The sequence below is a fragment of the Herbidospora solisilvae genome (assembly GCF_009901565.1).
Classification (GTDB): Bacteria; Actinomycetota; Actinomycetes; order Streptosporangiales; family Streptosporangiaceae; genus Herbidospora; species Herbidospora solisilvae.
The window spans coordinates 302,883-324,511 of record NZ_WXEW01000001.1 but is presented as its reverse complement, the minus strand read 5'-3'; the positions used below and the strand labels follow the sequence as shown (position 1 = coordinate 324,511).

Here is a 21,629-nt window from a genome sequence, read left to right as displayed (position 1 = left end):
TTGCAAGGTATGAGGCGGAGGGGAGTGCCCGAGCCGTCCAAACGGCCCGAGTGACCGGCCACTTGGCGGAGGCGAAGCGGACCACCGCGTCTATTTGGGCCGCTACCGTGCATTCATGTCATACCTCCGGTGGCACGTCACCTGGTGGCCGGACCTCGTCCTGGCCGCCGCCGGTGTCGCGCTCTCGGTGCTCGCGAGCGAGTCGTGGGCGGGGGCCTCGCCCGCGTCCGGCCCGCTGGTACTGCTGATCGCCGTCTGCACCGGCCTGCCGCTGGTCTTCCTGCGCCACCGGCCGGTCGCGGTCGCGTTCGCGCTGGCCGCCCTGCTGGTCGTGTTCGACAACGCCGGGTCGGGCCTGGTCGACGGCATCCAGATCCTGCTGCCGATCGTGGTCGGCGTCGTGGCCCGGCAGCGCACCCTCCTCTGGACCGGCCTGGCCGCCGTCGCGGCGTGCCTGGCCACGGGCGTCAACCTGGCCGATCCCGGCATCGCGTTCACCAGCAACTACTGGTACTACGTCGTCGGCGTCGTGCTGCTGCCGGTGCTGATCGGGCGCTACCTCCGGGGCGCGGCCGGGCGGCGCGACCACGGGGAGGAGCCGGCCCCGCTGCTCGACGTGCTGTTCGCCGCCGGGGGAGTGGCCTACGCCGTCCTCGGCACCTGGTCGTACTGGGACGGCCACGACCTGCGGGTCGGCGGGGTCGGCCTGCTGGCCGTGTTGTCGGGGCTGGCGCTGGGCGCGATCCGCTGGTTGCCCGGGTCGGTGCTGCTGTTCGAGAGCGGACTGGTGCTGCTGGCCGACAACCTCGTGCCGCCGGTCGCCGACACCCTCCGGGTCGTGCTGTTCGTCGCGCTGGCCGTGTTCGCCAGCCAGGCCACGTGGCGGTGGCTCGGCGCGGGCTACCTGCTGACCTGTGGGGTCACCCTGGCCACGGTGATCGACTCCACGAGCGACGTCACCGGCCTGACCTACGGCGTCGTCGCGACCATGGTCGTGGCCCCGGCGGCGATCGGGGCCTACGTGGGCGTCCGCCGTACCGCCGCCCGGAGGGAGGAGGAGCTGCGCGCCGAACGGGCCCGCAGCGACCGCCTGGCCGAACGCGAGCGCATCGCCCGCGAGGTGCACGACATCGTCGCCCACCACGTCGGCGCGATCGTGCTGCGCGCGGGCGCCGCCCAGTACGCCGGCGCGGGCGGCCCGGCCGCCGAGGCGCTGGCCGACATCCGCGACACCGGCCACCAGGTCCTCGACGACCTGCGCGGCCTGCTCGCGGTGCTGCGCGACCCGGGCCCCGACACGACGCTGCCGGTCGCCGACCCCGACGAGGTCATGCGTGACGCCGCCGCCCGGGTGACCGCCGCGGGCGTCGAGGTGGTCCTGGACATCGCCCCCGCGACCGCCAGGGCCGCCCTGGTGGCCCGCGCGTCGGCGGCCAGGATCGTCCAGGAGGGACTGACCAACGTGCTGAAGCACGCGGGAGAGGGAAGCCGGGCGACGGTGAGCGTCACGGCCGATGAGAAGGAGCTCGTCGTAGAGATCCGCAACACCCCCGGCAAGGCCCCGACGGATCTGCCGTCGTCGGGGCACGGCGTGGCCGGGATGCGCGAACGCACCCGCGCGCTCGGCGGACGGCTGACCGCCGGCCCGCTCCCCGACGGCGGCTGGCGCCTGGTGGCCACCTTCGTCCTCCCGGTCGAGGCGGCGGCCCGATGATCAGGGTCGTGGTCGCCGACGACCAGGCGCTGGTCCGGGCCGGGGTGCGCATGATGCTGGAGGCCGCCGGAGACGTGTCGGTCTGCGGCGAGGCGGCCGACGGCGGCGACGCCGTCCGCGTCGTCGAACGGGAACGCCCCGACGTGGTGCTGATGGACCTGCGCATGCCGCGCGTCGACGGCCTGGAGGCCACCCGGCGCATCCTGGCCGCCCACCCGTCGGCCCGCGTGGTCGTGCTGACCACCTTCGCCGAGGACGAGAACGTGTACGCCGCCCTCCGGGCCGGCGCGACGGGCTTCCTGGTCAAGGACGATCCGCCCGACCGCATGGTCGAGGCGGTCCGCCGGGCGGCCCACGGCGAGCAGCTGCTGGCCCCCTCGGTGCTGCGCCGCGTCGTCGCCAAGGCCCTGGCGGCCGAGGAGCAGCGCGCGCCCGAGCGGCCCCCGTTCCTGACCGAACGGGAGATCCAGGTCCTCACCCTGGTCGGCACCGGACTGTCCAACCAGGAGATCGCCGCCCGCCTCCACGTCGGCGTCACGACGGTCAAGACCCACGTGGCGGCGCTCATGGAGAAGCTGCGGCTGCGCAACCGCACCCAGGTCGCCGTGGTCGCCCACCGTCTGGGTTTGGTCGGCCCCGACTTCCGTCCCGCCGACATGTAGGGTCGGGGTCGTGACAACCAGCGAGGACCGGATCTTCACGATCCCCAACCTGCTGAGCTTCCTGCGGCTGCTCGGCGTGCCGGTCTTCCTCTGGCTCATCCTCGGCCCCAAGGCCGACGGCTGGGCCGTCGCCCTGCTGATGGTGGCCGGCTTCTCCGACTGGCTCGACGGCAAGCTCGCGCGCGCCTGGAACCAGACCAGCAAGCTGGGCCGCCTCATCGACCCCGCCGCCGACCGCCTCTACATCCTGGCCACCCTGGCGGGCCTGGTGCTGCGCGACATCATCCCGTGGTGGCTGGCCGCCCTGGTGATCGGCCGCGACGTCCTGCTGCTGTTCACCGTGCCGTTCCTGCGCCGCATGGGCTACGGCTACGCGTTGCCCGTCCACTTCCTCGGCAAGGCCGCCACGGCCAACCTCATGTACGCCTTCCCTCTCCTGTTCCTGGCCTCTCACCCCAGCTGGTATGCGGAGATCTGCGCTGTTTTCGGGTGGGCGTTCGTCATCTGGGGTACGGGTCTGTACTGGTGGGCAGGGGTGCTGTACGTGGTGCAGGTGCGGCAGCTCGCACGCGTTTCCTGAAGAGGGTGATCATCCCGTGAAGGCCGTTGTGATGGCGGGCGGGGAAGGAACCAGGCTGCGGCCGATGACCGCCAACCAGCCCAAACCCCTCCTCCCCGTGATCAACCGGCCGATCATGGAACACGTGTTGCGGCTGCTCAAACGCCACGGCTTCACCGAGACCGTCGTCACCGTCCAGTTCCTCGCGGCGCTGATCCGCAACTACTTCGGCGACGGCGACGAACTCGGCATGACCCTCCACTACGCCACCGAGGAGAGCCCCCTCGGCACCGCCGGGAGCGTCAAGAACGCCGCCGACCGGCTGCGCGAAGACCGCTTCCTGGTCATCTCGGGCGACGCGCTCACCGACATCGACCTGACCGACATGCTGCGGTTCCACCGCGAGAACCGGGCCCTGGTCACCATCGGCCTCAAGCGGGTGCCCAACCCGCTGGAGTTCGGCATCATCATCGTCGACGACCACGGCCGCATCCAGCGGTTCCTCGAGAAGCCCACCTGGGGCCAGGTCTTCTCCGACACCGTCAACACCGGCATCTACATCATGGAGCCGGCCGTCCTCGACGAGGTGCCCTCGGGCCGGTCGGTCGACTGGTCCTCCGACGTGTTCCCCAAGCTCCTGGAGCGCGGCGAGCGGCTGTTCGGCTACGTCGCCGAGGGCTACTGGGAGGACGTCGGCACCCACGAGAGCTACCTGAAGGCCCAGGCCGACGTCCTGGAGGGCCGGGTCAAGGTCGACTTCGACGCGTTCGAGCTCTCGCCCGGCGTGTGGGCCGCCGAGGGCGCCTCGGTCGACCCCGAGGCGGTGCTCAAGGGCCCCCTGTTCATCGGCGACTACGCCAAGGTCGAGGCCGGGGCCGAGTTGCGCGAATACACCGTGCTCGGCAGCAACGCCGTGGTCAAGGAGGGCGCGTTCCTCCACCGGGCGGTCGTCCACGACAACGTCTACGTCGGCCCGGCCGCCAACCTGCGCGGCTGCGTCATCGGCAAGAACACCGACGTCATGGCCGCCGCCCGCATCGAGGAGAACGCGGTCGTCGGCGACGAGTGCGTCATCGAGGCCGAGGCCTACGTCTCCAGCGGCGTCAAGATCTACCCCTTCAAGACCGTCGAGGCGGGCGCGGTCGTCAACACCAGCGTCATCTGGGAGTCGCGCGGCCAGCGCAGCCTCTTCGGCCCCCGGGGCGTCAGCGGCCTGGTCAACGTCGAGATCACCCCCGAGCTCTGCGTCCGCCTGGCCAGCGCCTACGCCACCACCCTCAGCAAGGGCGACACCGTCGTCACCTCCCGCGACGGCTCCCGGGCCGCCCGCGCCCTCAAGCGGGCCGTGATCAGCGCGCTCAACGCCAGCGCGATCAACGTGGTCGACCTGGAGGCCGCCGCCATGCCGGTGGCCCGCTTCCACACCTCCCGCGAGACCGTGAAGGGCGGCATCGCCCTCCGGACCACCGCGGGCGACCCCCAGAGCGTCGACATCGTCTTCATGGACGAGACCGGGGCCGACCTCTCCCAGACCGCGCAGCGCAAGCTGGAGCGCGTCTTCTCCCGCCAGGAGTACCGCCGCGCCTTCCCCGGCGAGATCGCCGAGTTGTCCTTCCCGGCCCGCGCCCTCGACACCTACAGCCGCGACCTGGTCCGCTGCGTCGACATGACCGGCGTGAAGGACGCCGAGATGAAGGTCGTTGTCGACTGCGCCGGCGGCACCGCCTCGCTCGTGCTGCCCAGCCTGCTCGGCCGGGTCGGGGTCGGCGTCCTCACGGTCAACAACCGGCTCGACGACGCCTCGCCCACCGAGACCTTCGCCGAACGCCGCCGCGACCTGCAGCGCCTGGCCGAGCTGGTGGCCTCCTCGCGGGCCGCGTTCGGGGTGCGGTTCGACCCGGTGGGGGAGCGGGTCTCCCTCGTCGACGAGAAGGGCCAGCTCATCAGTGAGGAGCGGGCCCTGCTGGTCGTCCTCGACCTGGTCGCCGCCGAACGCCGCGGCGGGCGGGTCGCCCTGCCGGTCACCACGACCAGGGTCGCCGAGATGGTCTGCCGCTTCCACGGCGTCCACGTCGACTGGACCGCCACCAGCACCGACGCGCTGACCACGGCGGCCCGCCATCCCGAGATGGTGTTCGCCTGCGACGGCCGGGGCGGCTTCATCGTGCCCGAGTTCGGTCCCACGGTCGACGGCCTGGCCGTCTTCCTGCGGCTGCTCGGCCTGGTCGCCCGCACCCGCCTGTCGCTCAGCCAGATCGACGCCCGCATCCCCGAGACCAAGCTGCTGCGCCGGACCGTGCCCACCCCGTGGGCCCACAAGGGCACCGTCATGCGCTCGGTCGTCGAGGCCGCAGAGGGCGACCGCATCGACACCACCGACGGGGTCAGGGTCGTCGGAGAGGACGGGAGCTGGGCGCTGGTGCTGCCCGACCCGTCGGAGGCGGTCACCCATCTGTGGGCCGAGGGACACGACATGGACACCGCGCAGTCGCTTCTCGAACGATGGGCCGACGTGGTCGAGCGTGCCGCCGGGTCGGCATGAAACGATAGCCTGGCCGGGAAACGGTGATCACATGTGGTTGGTGTGGCGCCATGGACCGTGGCCGGTGCCTGACGATAACGTTGGGTGGCCATTGTCCGGCGCGTCTGCCTTGACCTTTGTGCCTGATCAGCGTAAGTTTCGGCATTCGCAAGTTTGAGCTAGTCGTGAGAGAGGCCGAGCCGTTCGATGCCCAGCGTCTACTGCACGCAGTGCGGTCACCCCAACCCCGAGGATGCCCGTTTCTGTTCGCGATGCGGTTCGCCGCTGAGCCCCGCGGCCCACACCCCGGCACCTCCCAACCCCTACACGACCGGTCAGGGCTTCGTCCCCGACAACACCTCCACGATCTCGCTTGAGGCGATCGAGGAGGCCACCGGCCAGGGCCTGCTTCCGGACCGTTCCGCGATCGAGCAGCTCCCGCCCGGCACCGCCCTCCTCGTCGTGATGCGCGGCCCCAACGCCGGCAGCCGGTTCCTGCTCGACAGCGACCTCACGACCGCCGGCCGCCACCCCGAGAGCGACATCTTCCTCGACGACGTCACCGTCTCCCGGCGCCACGCCGAGTTCTACCGGCGCGGCGGCCAGTTCACCGCGCGCGACGTCGGCAGCCTCAACGGCACCTACGTGAACCGGGAGCGCATCGAGGAGTTCCCCCTCGCTGGCGGCGACGAGGTGCAGATCGGGAAGTTCCGGCTGGTGTTCCTCACCCGGGGCTGATCATGGGCGCCGAGGCGGCCAGGGCCTTCATGAGCATCGGGGAGGTGCTCGCCCAGCTTCAGGGCGAGTTCCCCGACGTGACGATCTCCAAGATCCGGTTCCTGGAGGGCGAAGGGCTCATCGAGCCCGAGCGCACCCCCTCCGGCTACCGCAAGTTCACCCCCGGCGACGTGGAGCGCCTGCGGTTCATCCTGACCGCACAGCGCGACCGCTACCTGCCGCTGCGCGTGATCAAATCCCAGCTCGACGAGTCGGCCCGCCCCCGGGCGGTCGACGCCGAGCCGGTGTCGGTGCGGCTCAGCCGCGAGGAGCTGCTCGCCGCGGCCGAGATCGACGACGAGACGCTGGCCGAGCTCGAAGACTACGGCCTGATCGCCCCGACGGCCCGGCTCTACGACGAGGCCGCCCTCGAGATCGCCCGCACCGTCGGGGCGCTGGCCGCCTTCGGCCTCCACGCCCGTCACCTGCGCGCGGTCAAGGCCGCCGCCGAACGCGAGGCGGGCCTGGTCGAACAGGCCGTCGCGCCGCTGCTGCGCCGCCGGGCCCCGGGGGCCGTCGACCATGCCGGGGAATCGGCACGGGAGATCTCCGGGTTGTTATTACGTATCCACGCCGCGCTGCTGGAAGGGGCCGTCCGCGGCTCTCTCGGCCGTTGACGCGGGTCCGGCGCGCGGGTGTTACGTTGAATGCCTGGTGAGTTGAATACCTGGTGAAATGCCGCATCCCGGAGAGTGAGCGCCTGTGTTGCAGATGGAGTTCGTGGGGGTCCGGGTGGAGATGCCCTCGAACCAGCCGATCGTCCTTCTCAAGGAGGCGAACGGCGACCGCTACCTGCCGATCTGGATTGGCATGACCGAGGCGACCGCGATCGCGCTCGCCCAGGCCGACGAACCGCCGCCCCGGCCGCTGACCCACGATCTGTTCCGCAATGTGCTGGGCGCGTTGAAGGTGTCACTCGAACGGGTGAACATCGTCGCGCTGCGTGACGGAATCTTCTACGCCGACCTCGTGTTCTCCAACGGCGTAGAGGTAAGCGCACGTCCTTCCGACTCCATCGCGCTGGCTCTGCGGACCGACGCGCTGATCTTCGCCAGCGAGGAGGTCATGCGGGAGAACGGCGTCAGCATGGCCGATGACCAGGAGGACGAGGTCGAGAAGTTCCGGGAGTTCCTGGACAACATCAGCCCCGAGGATTTCGGCCGTGCCGGTTGAGTTGAGGGGTTATCTCACCTTCACGACGCGCCGGGGGCGGTCGTTGACTGTGCCTTTCCCCAGTCCTACGGTGCAAGGGAATCCACGGTTGTAGTTCGCGTACCCCCAGATCAGACCGTGGGATGAGAGAAAGCCGGAGGTCCGCAGTGGCGGTCAGCAGCGGCGAGGGTAACAAGGCCGACCAGCACGACTCGGCTCAGCGTGAGTCGGCGCGGGAGCGCGCCGGCGAGCAGGGTCTGCTGTTCGACGAGCGGCCCGCGGCGGTGCGCGACGACATCGGCTACCGCGGCCCCACGGCATGCGCTGCCGCCGGGATCACCTACCGCCAGCTCGACTACTGGGCCCGCACCGACCTGGTGCAGCCGACGATCCGGGCGGCCCAGGGCTCCGGCTCCCAGCGGCTCTACAGCTTCCGCGACATCCTGGTGCTCAAGGTCGTCAAGCGGCTCCTCGACACCGGCGTCTCCCTCCAGCAGATCCGCACCGCCGTCCAGCACCTGCGCGACCGCGGGGTCAACGACCTGGCCCAGATCACGCTCATGAGCGACGGCGTCAGCGTCTACGAGTGCACCTCCGCCGACGAGGTCATCGACCTCCTCCAAGGAGGGCAGGGGGTCTTCGGCATCGCCCTCGGCCGGGTCTGGCGCGAGGTCGAGGGATCGCTCGCGGAGCTGCCGGGGGAACTGGCGGTCGGCCCCGACACTGACGAGGCCGACCACCCCTCCGACGAACTGGCCCAGCGCAGGCGGGCCCGCCGCACCGGTTGAGGCCCCAGGTCCGGGGTACGGGTAGGGTTGTCACAGCCACTGACCCTGCGCGGGAGAGTCCTCGTCCGAAGGATGAGGCGCCGAAGGAGCAAACCTCCCCGGAATCTCTCAGGCACCCGGTACCGCCAGGCGAGGCAGCTCTGAAAAGCAGGTCCGCCGTCCAGGCGGCGCCTCACCGAAGGGGAAAACCGGCCGAAGGCGTCCGGTGAAGCTCTCAGGTTCCATGACAGAGGGGGAGACCGCCCTGGTCTCGCCTGCCCTGGAGTTCCTGTCATGACCGATCGCACACCGCTCCGTGACCTGGACGCCCCGCCGTTCGCCACCCGCCACATCGGGCCCTCCGACGCCGCTCAGGCGCGCATGCTGGAGGCCGTCGGCTACGAGACGATCGCCGACCTGGTGGCCGTGGCGGTGCCCGAGTCGATCCGCACCACCCGCGCCCTCGACCTGCCGGCCGCCGTGTCGGAGCCGGAGGCGCTCGCCGAACTGCGCGCGCTGGCCGCCCGCAACACCGTGCTGACCTCGATGATCGGGCTGGGCTACCACGACACCATCACGCCCGGCGTCGTGTTGCGCAACGTGCTGGAGAACCCGGGCTGGTACACCGCGTACACGCCCTACCAGCCGGAGATCTCGCAGGGGCGCCTGGAGGCGCTGCTCAACTTCCAGACCGTGGTCAGCGACCTGACCGGGCTCGACGTCGCCGGGGCCTCGCTCCTCGACGAGGCCACCGCCGCGGCCGAGGCGATGACGCTGGCCCGCCGGGCCTCCAAGGTCAAGAGCGACGTCTTCGTCGTGGACGCCGACGCCCTCCCGCAGACCAAGGCGGTGCTGGCCACCCGGGCCGAGCCGCTGGGCATCACCCTCGTCGAGTCCGACTACACCGGCGAACTGCCCGAGTGCTTCGGCGTCCTGGTCCAGTACCCGGGGGCCTCCGGCCGGGTGGCCGACTTCCGCGAGCTGGCCGGCCGGGCCAAGGCCGCGGGCGCGGTCGTGACCGTGGCGGCCGATCTGCTGGCGCTGACCGTGCTGGAGGCGCCCGGCACCCTCGGGGCCGACATCGCGATCGGCTCGTCGCAGCGCTTCGGCGTGCCCCTCGGCTTCGGCGGCCCGCACGCCGCCTACATGTCGGTCCGCGAGGGCCTGCAGCGGCAGATGCCCGGCCGTCTGGTCGGGGTGTCGGTCGACGCCGACGGGCGGGCGGCGTACCGGCTGGCCCTGCAGACCCGCGAGCAGCACATCCGCCGCGAGAAGGCGACCAGCAACATCTGCACCGCCCAGGTGCTCCTGGCGGTGATCGCCTCCATGTACGCCGTCTACCACGGCCCCGAGGGCCTGCGCCGGATCGCCCAGCGGGTGCACCGGCACGCCGCCGTGCTGGCCGCCGGGCTGCGCGCGGGGGGCGTCGAAGTCGTCCACGACGAGTTCTTCGACACCGTGACCACCCACGTGCCCGGCCGCGCGGCCGAGATCGCCGAGGCGGCCCGCGGGCGCGGCGTCAACGTGCGGCAGGACGGCGCCGACCACGTCGCGGTCGCCTGTGACGAGAAGACCACCTCCGCGCACCTGGAGGCCGTCTGGGCGGCCTTCGGCGTCGAGGGGCCGTCGGTGGACGACCTGGACATCTCGACCGACGACGCGCTGCCCCAGGACCTCCAGCGCACCACTGACTACCTGACCCACCCGGTCTTCCACGCCCACCGCTCCGAGACCGCGATGCTGCGCTACCTGCGCAAACTCCAGGACAAGGACATCGCGCTCGACCGGTCGATGATCCCGCTGGGCTCCTGCACGATGAAGCTCAACGCGACCACCGAGATGGAGCCGATCACCTGGCCGGAGTTCGCCTCCATCCACCCGTTCGCGCCCGCCGGCCAGACCGGCGGCTACGTCGACCTGATCCAGGGCCTGGAGAGCTGGCTGGCCGAGGTGACCGGCTACGACGCGGTCTCCATCCAGCCCAACGCCGGGTCGCAGGGCGAGTTCGCCGGCCTGCTGGCCATCCGCGCCTACCACCGGGCGAACGGCGACGCCGGGCGCGACGTGTGCCTGATCCCGTCGTCGGCCCACGGCACCAACGCCGCCTCCGCCGTCATGGCGGGCATGCGCGTCGTCGTGGTGGCCTGCGACGCCGACGGCAACGTCGACATGGCCGACCTCGACGCCAAGATCGCCAAGCACGCCGACCGGCTCGCCGCGATCATGGTCACCTACCCGTCGACCCACGGCGTCTACGAGGAGACCATCGTCGAGCTGTGCGCCAGGGTGCACGCCGCCGGCGGCCAGGTCTACGTCGACGGCGCCAACCTCAACGCCCTCGTCGGCCTGGCCAAGCTGGGCGAGTTCGGGGCCGACGTGTCCCACCTGAACCTGCACAAGACCTTCTGCATCCCGCACGGCGGCGGCGGCCCCGGCGTCGGGCCGGTCGCCGTCAAGGCCCACCTGGCCGAGTTCCTGCCGGGACGCGGCGTCGTGGGCCAGGTCTCGGCCGCGCCGTACGGCTCGGCGGGCATCCTGCCGATCTCGTGGGCGTACGTGCGGATGATGGGCGCCGACGGGCTCAAGGCCGCCACCGAGCAGGCCATCCTGTCGGCCAACTACCTGGCCCGGCGGCTCGCGCCGCACTACCCGGTCCTCTACACCGGGCGCGAGGGCCTGGTCGCCCACGAGTGCATCGTCGACCTGCGCGCGATCACCAAGGAGACCGGCGTCACCGTCGACGACGTCGCCAAGCGGCTCATCGACTACGGCTTCCACGCCCCGACCATGTCCTTCCCCGTGGCCGGCACGCTGATGATCGAGCCGACCGAGTCGGAGGACCTGGCCGAGCTCGACCGCTTCGTCGACGCGATGGTCGCCATCCGCGGCGAGATCGACAAGGTGGCCTCCGGCGGGTACGACGCCAAGGACAACCCCCTGCGCAACGCCCCCCACACGGCCGACGTGCTCACCGCCGACGCGTGGGACCACCCGTACACCCGCACCGAGGCCGCCTACCCGGTGGCCACGCTGCGGGACCAGAAGTACTGGGTGCCCGTCCGCCGCATCGACCAGGCCTACGGCGACCGCAACCTGGTCTGCGCCTGCCCGCCGCTCTCCTCCTACGAGGACTGAACGGCCTGGCCCTTCCCCGGGGAAGGGGACAGAAACCCATCACCTTCCGCATGTCTGCCGCCGTGGGGCGGACCGGGTCGTTAGGATCTTCGCAACCCTTTCGGCCCGGTTCCCTCTGGAGGCCCCCCGAGATGACGGCCATCGACTCCGGACGGCAGATCGACGAGGCCCGGCGCCTCTATGACGCCGGGAATCTCGACGCCGCCGCGGCGATCTTCGCCACACTGGCCGCCGACGCGGCGGCCCCCGACCAGGCCAGCGCCGCCGTCGGCCTGTCGGTCACGGCCGAACGCATGGCCCAGACCCTCCTGGAGGAGAACGCCCCGGCGGAGGCGGCCGACCTGCTCCTGCAGGCCCTGTCGGTGCCGGGCGTGGCCGACGCGGCGCGGCTGCGCGTCCTGCTGGGCATCGCCCACCTGGAGATGGCCTGCGCCGAGTTCGAGGTCGCGGTCGAGGCCGGCCCCGACGCCGACACGGCGGCCCTGGCGATCGAACTGCTGGCCCGCACGCTGCCGCTGCGCGGTCGCGACGCCGACGCCGAGACGGTCTGGCGCTACGGCCTCGACCACCAGGACGCCGACCTGGCGGCCCAGGTCCAGATGCGCCAGGACCGGCCCTGAGCCGTCGGTGAGATCTAGGGGCGCTTGCGGCGGATCGCCGCCGCCATGTTCACCAGGACGATGCCGCCCCAGGCCAGCATCAGGCCGAAGCTGCCCGCCTGGCTGACCGCGATGGCCGTCAGCGGGACGCCGATGCCCAGCGAACCCAGGGCGATCGGGATGTGGCTGTTGTCGGGCTTGGCGGGCTTGGTCTCGCCGCGCCGGGCCACCTCGGCCTGAACGCGCGCGGTGATCTCGTTGTCGAGTTTCTCGATGAACGAGTCGACCAACGCGTCTTCGTAGGCGGGGCCGAGATCGCGGCGGGCCGCCAGGGTGGCGCGCAGGTCCTCATGCGGAAGAGATGTGTCAGGCACGTCCACAAATGTGGCACAACCCCCCGGGGGCGTCATCATCCATTCGGATGACACGGCGGTCATGCGGCGGATGGACCCGCGATAACGTGCGGTTATGCGGATCGACACACCTCACGGGCCGGGGCTGGCGGAGATCGACGACCCCGGTTCGGCGGGCCTGGTGCTGCTGCTGACCCACGGGTCGGCCGGGGGAGTCGACGCGCCCGACCTGGTCGCGGTGCGCGACGCCTGCCTGGCCGAGGGCATCGCCGTCGCCCGGATCACCCAGCCGTTCCGGCTCCGGGGGGCGCGGGCGCCGGGGTCGGCCGTGCGGCAGGACGAGAGCTGGGTGGCCATCGCCGCGGCGGTCAAGGAGCGCTTCCCGGGTCTGCCGGTCGCCCAAGGGGGGCGGAGCAACGGGGCGCGGGTCGCCTGCCGCACGGCCGGTGACGTCGGGGCCGTCGGGGTGGTGGCGCTGGCGTTTCCGCTGCATCCGCCCGGTCACCCGGAGAGGTCACGGGCCGCCGAGCTGCGCGGCGCCAAGGCGGGGGTGCTGGTCATCAACGGTGACCGTGATCCGTTCGGGGTGCCTGATGAGGCGGACGCGGAACGGCTGGTCGTGCTGCCCGGAGAGAATCACGATCTCCGGAAGAACCCCGCCCTGATCGGGGCGGAGGTGGCGCGCTGGCTGACCGCGCGCCGGTGATCCCCCGTGGACGCCGCGTCAGGCGGCGGTGATGGCCATGTCGGTCGGCCGGTGCGGAGCGATGATCGCCCCGTTGGGGAGCAGCTCGCCGGTGTCCTCGAAGAGGACGACACCGTTGCAGAGGAGGCTCCACCCTTGTTCGGGGTGGGCCGCGACCGTTCGGGCGGCTTCGCGGTCCTGCGCTTCCGCGCTGGGACAGCCGGGCTCATGAGGGCACATCGCCGGGGCTCCGTGTCTTTCTCGTGTCGCTCGTGACGTGGATCCGCCCAGCCATGTGGGGGACGAGCGTATGGGGTTGAGTTGACGCAAATTGGCCTACACCACTGTCGGCCTACACCAGTGTGCGCCAGGTCACTCCACAAGGACATAGCCCGTTCGGACGATTTCGCCCACACCCTGGTAGGGGGGTGTGGTCATGCGTGTGACCTACGACACAAGGGTGCCCGATGCACGATAACACCCCAAGCGCGACACGCCGTCACTTCGGCAAAGCGAGACGCGGGCGGCCGAAGGCCGCCCGCGTCTCGCGCCACGGAATCTGCCTCAGACGACAGGGCCGTTACGAGTCTTCCAGCCCTCTGAGCACCGCGGTCAGGCCGCGCTCGAAGTCGGCGTCGCCCGTCGCCACCCGCGCCTTGGCCACGTCGGCGTCGGGGTCGGCCCAGCCCGAGGCCTGCATCTCGACCGCGACCGCGCCGTAGACGTAGGCGCGCAGGGTGTGCACCGCCTCCTGGGCCCGGTCGAGGCCGGCGTCGCGGAGTTGCTCGACCTGGCTCGCCACGGACATCAGCGCGGTGCCCTTGGGTGGCTTGGTCAGCGCCAGCGACAACACGCCGGGGTGCTCCAGCAGGGCGGCGCGGGCGGCCCGCGCCCAGTCGCGGGCGATCTCCGGCCAGGGCGCCTCCCTCGGTTCCACCTGGACGGCCGTCACGTGCTCCGCCAGGGCGTCCATGAGCGCCTCCTTGCCCCGGGGGAGGTGGTGGTAGATGGCCATCGCCTCGACCTGGAGCGCGTCGCCCAGCCGCCGCATGGTCAGCCGGCGCAGCCCCTGCCCGTCGGCGATGTGGAGGGCGGCGTCGATGATGCGTTCGCGTGAGAGGGGGGTCGGAGGTCGCTTGGCAGGCATGCGGATCATCCTGCCATCCCGGCCGGACAGGGGAGGGTCTACGCTGTCGACCAGTGCGTTTCAATCAGGACTGAGAGGTTGACGATGGCGTTTTTCCGTCCGCGGGTGAGCCGGGAGGCGGAGGTCAGGTTCCACGCCGACCAGGAGATCTCCAAGAGCTACGGTGAGCTGCTCGACAAGGCCCGGCAGGCCGAGGTCCACCTGCGCGCCCGCCAGGCCGCCCACGCGTCCGGCCCCGAGCTGCGCGAGGCCGGCCTCGCCTACGACCACGCGCTCACCGCCGCCCTCCGGGCCGCCGAGGCGGCGCAGCGGGCCACCTTCGGCGTGAAGGCCTACGACGACCGCATCCGCCGCCGCAAGGGCCGGGCGACCCCCGAGGGCGCCAAGTGGACCACCGAGGTGAGCAAACTGCGCACGCTCCGCGAGGAGAACCGGCTGACCGGTATCGTGCGGCTGCCGCGGCCGGTGACCGCTTCGGCCCGCTGACAAATACCCTTCGGGCATGTCCGGGGCGTCAACGGACCGGCACGCTGCGCCGTCTAAGGATTACCTTGGGGTCAGGGAGGCCGGAGAGATGCCCGGACGGGTGAGGTACGCGGCGGGCCGGCCGTGCTGGGTCGAGGTCGGCACCGCCGATCTCGCGCTCAGCGAGGCGTTCTACCACGGCGTCTTCGCCTGGGACTTCGAGCCGCGCGGACGCAGCCACTCCACGGCGCTGCTGCGCGGCGAACCGGTCGCCGGGCTCGGGCCCGCCCGTCCCGGCGGACCGGCCTGGCTGGTCCACATCGCCGCCGACGACATCGACGACTCGACACGGCGCGCCGACGACGCCGGGGCCCGCGTGCTCGCCGGACCCGAGCAGATCTTCGACGAGGGCCGCGAACAGGGCTGGCGGACCGTGCTGGCCGACCCCTCCGGGGCCGAGTTCGCCTTGTGGGAGCCGGTCGCCCTCGAAGGGGCGGGGGTGCGCGGGGCGCCGGGGGCCTTCTGCTGGACGGAACTGGCCGCCCGCGACGTCGAGGAGGCCGCGGCCTTCTACGGCCGGCTGTTCGGCTGGCACGCCCGGCGGGCGCCGTTCCTGAGCGGCAGCGGCAGCTACACCGAGTTCGACCTCAAGCGGTCGAAGACGACGGTGGCCGGGATGGTCGAGATGACCGACGCGTGGCCGCCGGAGATCCCGCCCCACTGGATGGTCTACTTCGCGGTCGCCGACTGCCAGGAGGCCTGCCGGATCGTGGCCGACCTGGGCGGAGCCGTCCAGGTCCCGCCGTTCGACCTGCCCTCGGGCTGGGCGGCCGTGGTGACCGACCCGGCGGGCGCGGTGCTGTCGCTGATCGAGCTGACGTCATGAGAAAGCCGGCCCGGTCGAGCGAGGTGACGGCCGGGCCGGCCAAGGGGCGGTGCGGGTCGGGAGCGAGACCCCGTACCGGGAGGTTTCCTAGCTCGCCCAGTCGAGGAGCGGGCGGGCGTTGCTGGGGTGGCGGAGCTTGGAGAGGGACTCCTTCTCCAGCTGGCGGATGCGCTCGCGGGTCAGGCCCAGGTGCTTGCCGATCTCGTCGAGCGTGTGGGGCTTGCCGTCGGCCAGGCCGAAGCGCAGGGCCATGATCTTGGCCTCGCGCGGGGACAGGTTGCTCAGCACGCCCTTGAGCTGCTCGGCCAGCAGCTGCCGGTCGACCACCTCGGAGGCCTCCAGCGAGTCGACGTCCTCGATGAGGTCGCCGATCCGGGTCTCGCCGTCCTCGCCGATCGTGCTGTCGAGGCTGATCGGCTGGCGGCTGGTGCGCAGCAGCTCCTCGATCTGGTCGGGGGTCTTGTCGAGCTCCACGGCCAGTTCCTCGGGCGTGGGCTCGCGGCCGAGGCGCTGGTGCATGTCGCGCTCCACGCGGGAGAGCTTGGACAGCATCTCCAGCACGTGGACGGGGAGCCGGATCGTGCGGGCGGAGTCGGCGAAGCCGCGCTGGATGGCCTGCCGGATCCACCACATGGCGTAGGTGGAGAACTTGAAGCCCTTGGTGTAGTCGAACTTCTCCACGGCCCTGATGAGGCCGAGGTTGCCCTCCTGCACGACGTCGAGCAGGGCCATGCCGCGGTCGGTGTACTTCTTGGCCACCGAGACCACCAGGCGGAGGTTGGCCTCCAGCATGTGGTCCTTGGCCCGCCGGCCGTCCTCGATGACCCATTCCAGGTCCTCGCGCTCGACGGCGGACAGTCGCCGGCCGGTCTCCTCGGCCAGGTCGAGCTTGTACTCGGCGTACAGGCCCGCTTCGATGCGGCGGGCCAGCTCGACCTCCTGGGCGGCGGTGAGCAGGGTGCGGCGGCCGATCGACTTCAGGTAGGTGTGGACGGAGTCGCCCATCGCCGAGGAGGTGTCGTCGAGGTCGACCGCGGCGGCCTCGGCCTCGATGTCGGTCTCGGAGATCTCCTCGTCGTCCTTGACAGGGGTCGTAACCTTCGTAGTGTCGTCGGTGGTCTCGGCGAGGCTCACTCCGGCCTCGGTGAGGCCGCGCAGGATCCCGCGGGCCTTCGTCGCGCTCACCCCGGCGTCCACGAACGCCTCGCGCAGTTCTGACAGGGAAAGGCGGCCCTGCTTACGTCCCCGCTCCAGGAGCTGGTCGAGAGTCGTCGGAACGGCCTCGCGCGCGGGCGAGGTAGACGCCACGGCGGTTCGGGGCATGAGGACACCTCCTCCTTCGCGGAGATCAAAGATTCGTCGTCAATGGGTTCAGGCACGCCCGGGCGACCTCGCGCCAACACGGCTGCCTTAGTAAGAACGCCAACGCCGGATATTTGTTCCCGTGTTACCTAAACCGCACGGAAATGGGCGGTCTCCTCAGTTGAGCTCGACCTCGACGCGGGGGATGGTCATGGGCTCGGCCTGCTCCAGGTTCTCGGGCGTCCAGTAGCCGGTGACCTCTTCGGGGTCGGTCTCCAGCTCCCTGACCACGACGTTGGAGGGGACCGGCTCCGGGGTGGGCGCGGAGGTGGTCTCCTCGGCCTTCTCCCCGACGGTCTTGAGCAGGCGCTGCTGCTCGAATTCGATGCGCCCGGCCGACGCGGTGGCCGCCACGGCCACGCCACCGACGACGATGACACCGACGATCCCTGCGGAGATCAGCATCCTCGGGGTCGGGATCATGGTCTGCTTCCTTTCGTCGGGCTACCTGATCGTATGACGGATGATTGTCATACTTGGTTCCGTATGGTAACCATATCGGGTTTGCCGTTGGGGAGCAGGGGAAGTGCCGTGACCTGCACCAACGCCTTCGGCGCGGCATAGGCGGGCAGTTCCGATTTGGCATGGCCGCGCAGCTCCTCCAGCGTCGCCTCGCCCGCCACGACCGCCACCACGATCTGCCCCCACTCCGGGTCGGGACGCCCGACCACGACGACCTCCCGCACCTTGGGGTGCGTCGCCAGCACGCTCTGGACGACCCCGGCGACGACCTTGTGGCCCCCGGTGTTGATCACGTCGTCGGCCCGGCCCAGGACGCGCAGCTCCCCGTCCTCGATCTCGCCGAGGTCGCTCGTGGTGAACCACGGGCCGGTCAGGCGGGGGCCGAGACGGTGGCCGTTCATGAGCATCGGGCCGGCGATCATGACGCGGCCCTCCGCGTCGAGTTTGAGATCTACATTGTCAAGGGGGCGGCCGTCGTACACGCAGCCGCCGCAGGTCTCCGTCATGCCGTAGGTGTGGAAGATCCGCGGATGCCGGGCCTTCAGCTCGGCGGTCGCGGGGGCGCCGCCCAGCAGGATCGTGGTGAACGCCGACACGTCGGGCAGCCGGCGGAGCTGGGTCGGCACCAGCGAGACGTGGTCGGCCCCGGAGGCCAGCACCTTCCCGGGGTCGAAGGACTCGTGGACGATCGGGTCGGTGCCGCACAGCAGCGCCCGCGTGATGACCTGGAGCCCGGACACGTGGGAGGGCGGCAGGCAGCACAACCACCGGTCGCCGGGCCGGGCGCCGATCCGGTCGAGCGAGGCCCGCGCCGAGGCCAGCAGGGCGCGCGCCGAGAGCTCGACGCCCTTCGGGACCCCGGTGGACCCCGATGTGGCGATGATCACGGCCGTGTCGTCTTCTGCCGGCACGCCCTCCGGGAGCACGCTCGTGCCGTCGGGTGTGGTGACATGGGTCGGCCGCAGCGTGTCGAACAGGGCCCTGACCGCCCGGTCGGGCAACGATGGCGCGACTGGCAGGATCGCCGGGCCGCCGCCGTCGAGCGCGGCGGCCACCGCCTCGGCGAGGGCGGGACCTGGCGGCAGGATGAGTGCGTGCACCGGACGATCGACCACCTGGTCAGGGTAGCCGGGCCGGTGCCGGAGAGCGGGGAGGGCGGCGTGGAGCTGCGGGTGTTCCGGATTCCCATGGTGGTCCGGTTCCGGGGGCAGACCGCACGGGAGGGCATCCTGATCAGGGGCCCCCACGGGTGGGGGGAGTTCTCCCCCTTCCCCGAGTACGGTCCGGCCGAGTGCGCCCGGTGGCTGGCCTGCGCGCGGGAGGCCGCGTTCGAGGGCTGGCCCGAACCGGTGCGCGCGGTCGTGCCGGTGAACACGACCGTGCCGGCGGTCGGGCCCGGTAAGGCCGCCGCGATGGTGCGCGCCTCGGGCTGCGCCACGGCCAAGGTCAAGGTCGCCGAGGCGGGCCAGACGCTCGCCGACGACCTGGCCAGGGTGGAGGCGGTGCGCGACGCCCTGGGGCCGGGCGGGAAGGTGCGGGTCGACGCGAACGGCGGCTGGGACGTCGACGACGCCGTCCGCGCGATCAAGGAACTCGACCGGTTCGCCCTGGAGTACGTCGAGCAGCCGTGCGCGACCCTCGACGAGCTGGCCCGGGTCCGGCGGCGGGTCGACGTCCCGGTCGCCGCCGACGAGTCGATCCGCAGGGCGGAGGACCCGCTGAAGGTCAGGGCCGCCGGGGCGGCCGACATCGCGGTCGTGAAGGTGCAGCCGCTCGGCGGGGTCGCCAGTGCCCTGCGGGTGGTGGAGGCGTGCGGTCTGCCGGCCGTCGTGTCGTCGGCCGTGGAGACCTCGGTGGGCCTGGCGGCGGGGCTCGCGCTGGCCGCCGCGCTGCCCGAATTGCCGTACGCTTGCGGACTCGGGACCATGTCGCTTCTGGCCGGGGATGTCGTGGCCGATCCGCTGGCAGAGGAGCAGGGGGTCCTGCGCGTGCGGCGTCCCGAGGTGGACGAAGACGCCCTGGCGCGTTTCGAGATCGAGTCGCCGGAGTGGATTCGGCGGATGGAGGGGGCCGCCGCGTGAATCCGGCTACCGCGCTGGCGACCGTGCTCGTCGACGAACTGGCGTGGTGCGGGGTCACCGAGGCGGTGGTCGCACCCGGGTCCCGGTCGGCGCCCCTGGCGCTGGCGCTCCACGACGACCCGCGGATCCGGCTCCACGTGCGCACCGACGAACGCTCGGCCGGGTTCCTCGCGCTCGGGCTGGCCCGGCGCCTGGAGAAGCCGGTCGTGGTGGTCACGACGTCCGGAACGGCCGCGGCGAACCTGCATCCCGCCGTGATCGAGGCGAGCGAGTCGGGGGTGCCGCTGCTGCTGCTCACCGCCGACCGGCCGCCGGAGCTGCGCGGGACCGGCGCCAACCAGACGATCGACCAGGTGAAGCTGTTCGGCTCGGCCGTGCGGTGGTTCGCCGAGGTCGGGGTGCCCGAGGAGCGGCCGGGGCAGGTGGCCTACTGGCGGTCGCTGGCCTGCCGCGCCTACCAGCGGGCCGAGGGGCCGGGCGACCCCGGCCCGGTGCACCTCAACGTGGCGTTCCGGGAGCCGCTCGTCCCCGACGGGAACGACGACTGGCCCGAGACGCTCGACGCGAACGGGCCGTGGGTGCGGGCCCGGGTTGCTCCGCCGTCGTCGGCGCTGCACATCCCGGCGACCCGGCGCGGGGTCCTGGTGGTGGGCGACGGCGCGACCAACGTGCGGCGCTACGTCGCGGCGGCCGGGATGGCGGGCTGGCCGGTGCTCTCGGAGCCCAACGGCGGCGGCCGCTACGGCGACACGGCGATCTCGACCTACCACTTCCTGCTCGGCACCCCCGGTTTCGCCGAGGCCCACCGGCCCGACGTGGTGGTCACCCTCGGGCGGCCCGGCCTGTCGCGGCCCCTGCTGGCCTGGCTGAAGCGGGCCCAGGAACACGTCGTGGTCGCCCGCGACCTGACCCGCTGGCCCGATCCGACGCGGTCGGCCACCCAGGTGGCGCAGGCGGTGGAGATCCCCGTCGCGGCCGGCGGCGACCAGTGGCTGAACGCCTGGCGGCGGGCCGAGATGGCGGCCCGCCACGCCGTCGACGACGTGCTCGACGCGGGCGGCCTGAGCGAGCCCCGGCTGGCCCGCGACCTGGCCGCGATCATCCCGAACGGGTCGCTGCTGTTCTGCGGCTCCTCGATGCCGGTCCGCGACCTCGACCAGGCCATGCGGCCCCGGCGCGGGGTGCGGCTGATGGCCAACCGGGGGGCGTCCGGAATCGACGGCCTGGTGTCGACGGCGGCCGGGGCGGCGCTGGCCCACCACGGCCGCGCCTACGCCCTGATGGGCGACCTGTCCTTCCTCCACGACCACAACGGGCTGGTCATCGGGCCCCGGGAGCCCCGGCCCGACCTGTGCGTCGTGGTGGTCAACAACGACGGCGGCGGGATCTTCTCCCTGCTGCCGCAGTCGTCGCTCGGCGGTTCGTTCGAGCGCATCTTCGGTACGCCCCACGGCGTCGACCTCGGCTACCTCGCGGCCGCGACGGGCACGCCCTACAGCGTGGTCAGCGACCCCGACGACCTGGCCAAGGCGATCCGCGGCGAGGGGCCCCGCCTGGTGGAGGCCCGCACCGACCGGAACGCCAACGCGGCGGTCCACGTGGCGATGCGCGACGCCGTCCGGGCGGCGATCGGCTAGAGGGAGTCGGATGGGCGTCGAACACTGGCTGCAGTCGATCCCGGATCTCTGGATCTACGTCGTCGTGGGTCTGGTCATCGGGATCGAGAGCCTCGGCATTCCGTTGCCGGGGGAGATCGTGCTGGTCAGCGCGTCTCTCATGGCGGCCCAGGGCATCGTCGACCCGCTGGTGGTCGGCGGGTGCGCGACCGCCGGGGCCATCGTGGGCGACTCCATCGGCTTCGCCATCGGCCATCGGGGCGGGCAGGGGCTGTTCGACCGGCTGGGGCGGCGGTTCCCCCGGCACTTCGGAGACGAGCACGTCGGGCGGGCCAAGGCGCTGTTCCGGCGCTGGGGCGTGTGGGCGGTGTTCTTCGGGCGGTTCGTGGCGCTGCTGCGGATCCTGGCGGGGCCGCTGGCGGGGGCGCTGCACCTGCCGTACTGGCGGTTCCTGGCCGCGAACGTGCTGGGCGCGATCGTGTGGGCCGGGGGGACCACGGCGGTCGTCTACTACGTGGGCGTCGCGGCCGAGCGGTGGCTGAAGCAGCTGTCCTGGGCGGCGCTGGCCGTGGCGGTCGTGGTCGGCCTGGTGACCATGGTGTGGGTGCGGCGGCGGGCCCGTTCGTAGGGGGCCGGTCTCTTCGGGATTACGCGCGGGCCAATTCCCTACAATATTGACAGGTATT

Annotated in this window: 22 protein-coding genes and 2 riboswitches; of the genes, 16 read left to right on the top strand and 6 right to left on the bottom strand. The window is 71.9% G+C overall.

Features of this window, described 5'->3' with window-relative positions; genetic code table 11:
• Window positions 1-115: 115 nt before the first annotated feature.
• From GT755_RS01515 to GT755_RS01470, 10 genes are all read left to right on the top strand, one after another.
• Complete coding sequence (locus GT755_RS01515; protein WP_161477876.1) at window positions 116-1,714, top strand: sensor histidine kinase; 1,599 nt, start codon at window positions 116-118, stop codon at window positions 1,712-1,714.
• Window positions 1,711-2,376: a response regulator gene (locus tag GT755_RS01510; RefSeq protein ID WP_161477875.1), complete on the top strand. Its 666-nt coding sequence runs from the start codon at window positions 1,711-1,713 to the stop codon at window positions 2,374-2,376. The genes GT755_RS01515 and GT755_RS01510 overlap by 4 nt, the downstream gene beginning before the upstream one ends.
• 10 nt (window positions 2,377-2,386) lie before the next feature.
• Window positions 2,387-2,956, top strand: coding sequence for a CDP-alcohol phosphatidyltransferase family protein (locus GT755_RS01505; RefSeq protein WP_062332225.1), 570 nt, complete (start codon window positions 2,387-2,389; stop codon window positions 2,954-2,956).
• 16 nt (window positions 2,957-2,972) lie between these two features.
• Window positions 2,973-5,477 (top strand): sugar phosphate nucleotidyltransferase, encoded by a 2,505-nt coding sequence (locus GT755_RS01500; RefSeq protein ID WP_161477874.1) that lies wholly within the window; start codon window positions 2,973-2,975, stop codon window positions 5,475-5,477.
• Between the two features lie 186 nt (window positions 5,478-5,663).
• A complete protein-coding gene (locus tag GT755_RS01495; RefSeq protein WP_030453592.1) occupies window positions 5,664-6,194 on the top strand; it encodes an FHA domain-containing protein in 531 nt (176 codons plus the stop codon).
• A 29-nt stretch (window positions 6,195-6,223) separates the two neighbouring features.
• Window positions 6,224-6,850: a transcriptional regulator FtsR gene (gene ftsR, locus GT755_RS01490; RefSeq protein WP_235965767.1), complete on the top strand. Its 627-nt coding sequence runs from the start codon at window positions 6,224-6,226 to the stop codon at window positions 6,848-6,850.
• Window positions 6,851-6,935: 85 nt separating this feature from the next.
• A complete protein-coding gene (locus tag GT755_RS01485; protein ID WP_156045686.1) occupies window positions 6,936-7,406 on the top strand; it encodes a bifunctional nuclease family protein in 471 nt (156 codons plus the stop codon).
• 146 nt (window positions 7,407-7,552) lie between these two features.
• On the top strand, window positions 7,553-8,173 hold the full coding sequence (locus tag GT755_RS01480; RefSeq protein ID WP_030453595.1) for a MerR family transcriptional regulator: 621 nt from the start codon (window positions 7,553-7,555) through the stop codon (window positions 8,171-8,173).
• A gap of 40 nt (window positions 8,174-8,213) precedes the next feature.
• Window positions 8,214-8,308: riboswitch (glycine riboswitch) on the top strand.
• Window positions 8,309-8,410: riboswitch (glycine riboswitch) on the top strand. It begins immediately after the preceding riboswitch.
• A gap of 36 nt (window positions 8,411-8,446) precedes the next feature.
• The gene (gene gcvP, locus GT755_RS01475) at window positions 8,447-11,287 is read left to right on the top strand and encodes an aminomethyl-transferring glycine dehydrogenase (RefSeq protein ID WP_161477872.1); all 2,841 of its coding nucleotides are present in this window, start codon (window positions 8,447-8,449) and stop codon (window positions 11,285-11,287) included.
• Window positions 11,288-11,418: 131 nt separating this feature from the next.
• Window positions 11,419-11,907, top strand: a complete 489-nt coding sequence (locus tag GT755_RS01470) for a hypothetical protein (RefSeq protein ID WP_161477871.1) — start codon at window positions 11,419-11,421, stop codon at window positions 11,905-11,907.
• 14 nt (window positions 11,908-11,921) lie between these two features.
• On the opposite strand, the gene GT755_RS01465 is transcribed toward GT755_RS01470, so the two are convergent.
• A complete protein-coding gene (locus GT755_RS01465; RefSeq protein ID WP_161477870.1) occupies window positions 11,922-12,260 on the bottom strand; it encodes a hypothetical protein in 339 nt (112 codons plus the stop codon).
• 94 nt (window positions 12,261-12,354) lie between these two features.
• Between GT755_RS01465 and GT755_RS01460 the strand changes: the two genes are divergently transcribed.
• Window positions 12,355-12,945 carry an alpha/beta hydrolase family protein gene (locus GT755_RS01460; RefSeq protein ID WP_161477869.1) on the top strand — a complete coding sequence of 197 codons (591 nt, stop codon included), beginning with the start codon at window positions 12,355-12,357 and terminating at the stop codon, window positions 12,943-12,945.
• A gap of 18 nt (window positions 12,946-12,963) precedes the next feature.
• On the opposite strand, the gene GT755_RS01455 is transcribed toward GT755_RS01460, so the two are convergent.
• Both GT755_RS01455 and GT755_RS01450 read right to left on the bottom strand, forming a co-directional pair.
• On the bottom strand, window positions 12,964-13,164 hold the full coding sequence (locus GT755_RS01455) for a DUF5999 family protein (RefSeq protein WP_062347661.1): 201 nt from the start codon (window positions 13,162-13,164) through the stop codon (window positions 12,964-12,966).
• Window positions 13,165-13,504: 340 nt separating this feature from the next.
• Window positions 13,505-14,071 carry a TetR/AcrR family transcriptional regulator gene (locus GT755_RS01450; RefSeq protein ID WP_161477868.1) on the bottom strand — a complete coding sequence of 189 codons (567 nt, stop codon included), beginning with the start codon at window positions 14,069-14,071 and terminating at the stop codon, window positions 13,505-13,507.
• Window positions 14,072-14,176: 105 nt separating this feature from the next.
• Between GT755_RS01450 and GT755_RS01445 the strand changes: the two genes are divergently transcribed.
• Together GT755_RS01445 and GT755_RS01440 are read left to right on the top strand one after the other, a co-directional pair.
• Window positions 14,177-14,557: a hypothetical protein gene (locus GT755_RS01445; RefSeq protein WP_328794112.1), complete on the top strand. Its 381-nt coding sequence runs from the start codon at window positions 14,177-14,179 to the stop codon at window positions 14,555-14,557.
• Between the two features lie 88 nt (window positions 14,558-14,645).
• A complete protein-coding gene (locus GT755_RS01440; RefSeq protein WP_161477866.1) occupies window positions 14,646-15,422 on the top strand; it encodes a VOC family protein in 777 nt (258 codons plus the stop codon).
• An 87-nt stretch (window positions 15,423-15,509) separates the two neighbouring features.
• On the opposite strand, the gene GT755_RS01435 is transcribed toward GT755_RS01440, so the two are convergent.
• From GT755_RS01435 to GT755_RS01425, 3 genes are all read right to left on the bottom strand, one after another.
• Window positions 15,510-16,745: an RNA polymerase sigma factor gene (locus tag GT755_RS01435; RefSeq protein ID WP_161477865.1), complete on the bottom strand. Its 1,236-nt coding sequence runs from the start codon at window positions 16,743-16,745 to the stop codon at window positions 15,510-15,512.
• A 156-nt stretch (window positions 16,746-16,901) separates the two neighbouring features.
• The gene (locus GT755_RS01430) at window positions 16,902-17,207 is read right to left on the bottom strand and encodes a hypothetical protein (RefSeq protein WP_161477864.1); all 306 of its coding nucleotides are present in this window, start codon (window positions 17,205-17,207) and stop codon (window positions 16,902-16,904) included.
• A 47-nt stretch (window positions 17,208-17,254) separates the two neighbouring features.
• Window positions 17,255-18,361: an AMP-binding protein gene (locus GT755_RS01425; protein WP_285581548.1), complete on the bottom strand. Its 1,107-nt coding sequence runs from the start codon at window positions 18,359-18,361 to the stop codon at window positions 17,255-17,257.
• Window positions 18,362-18,412: 51 nt separating this feature from the next.
• Between GT755_RS01425 and GT755_RS01420 the strand changes: the two genes are divergently transcribed.
• The 3 genes from GT755_RS01420 to GT755_RS01410 are packed head-to-tail and all read left to right on the top strand — an operon-like array spanning window position 18,413 to window position 21,571.
• The gene (locus GT755_RS01420; protein WP_202609628.1) at window positions 18,413-19,327 is read left to right on the top strand and encodes an o-succinylbenzoate synthase; all 915 of its coding nucleotides are present in this window, start codon (window positions 18,413-18,415) and stop codon (window positions 19,325-19,327) included.
• Window positions 19,324-20,964 (top strand): 2-succinyl-5-enolpyruvyl-6-hydroxy-3-cyclohexene-1-carboxylic-acid synthase, encoded by a 1,641-nt coding sequence (gene menD / locus GT755_RS01415; protein ID WP_161477861.1) that lies wholly within the window; start codon window positions 19,324-19,326, stop codon window positions 20,962-20,964. The genes GT755_RS01420 and menD overlap by 4 nt, the downstream gene beginning before the upstream one ends.
• A gap of 10 nt (window positions 20,965-20,974) precedes the next feature.
• A complete protein-coding gene (locus GT755_RS01410; RefSeq protein WP_161477860.1) occupies window positions 20,975-21,571 on the top strand; it encodes a DedA family protein in 597 nt (198 codons plus the stop codon).
• The last annotated feature ends 58 nt before the right edge of the window (window positions 21,572-21,629 follow it).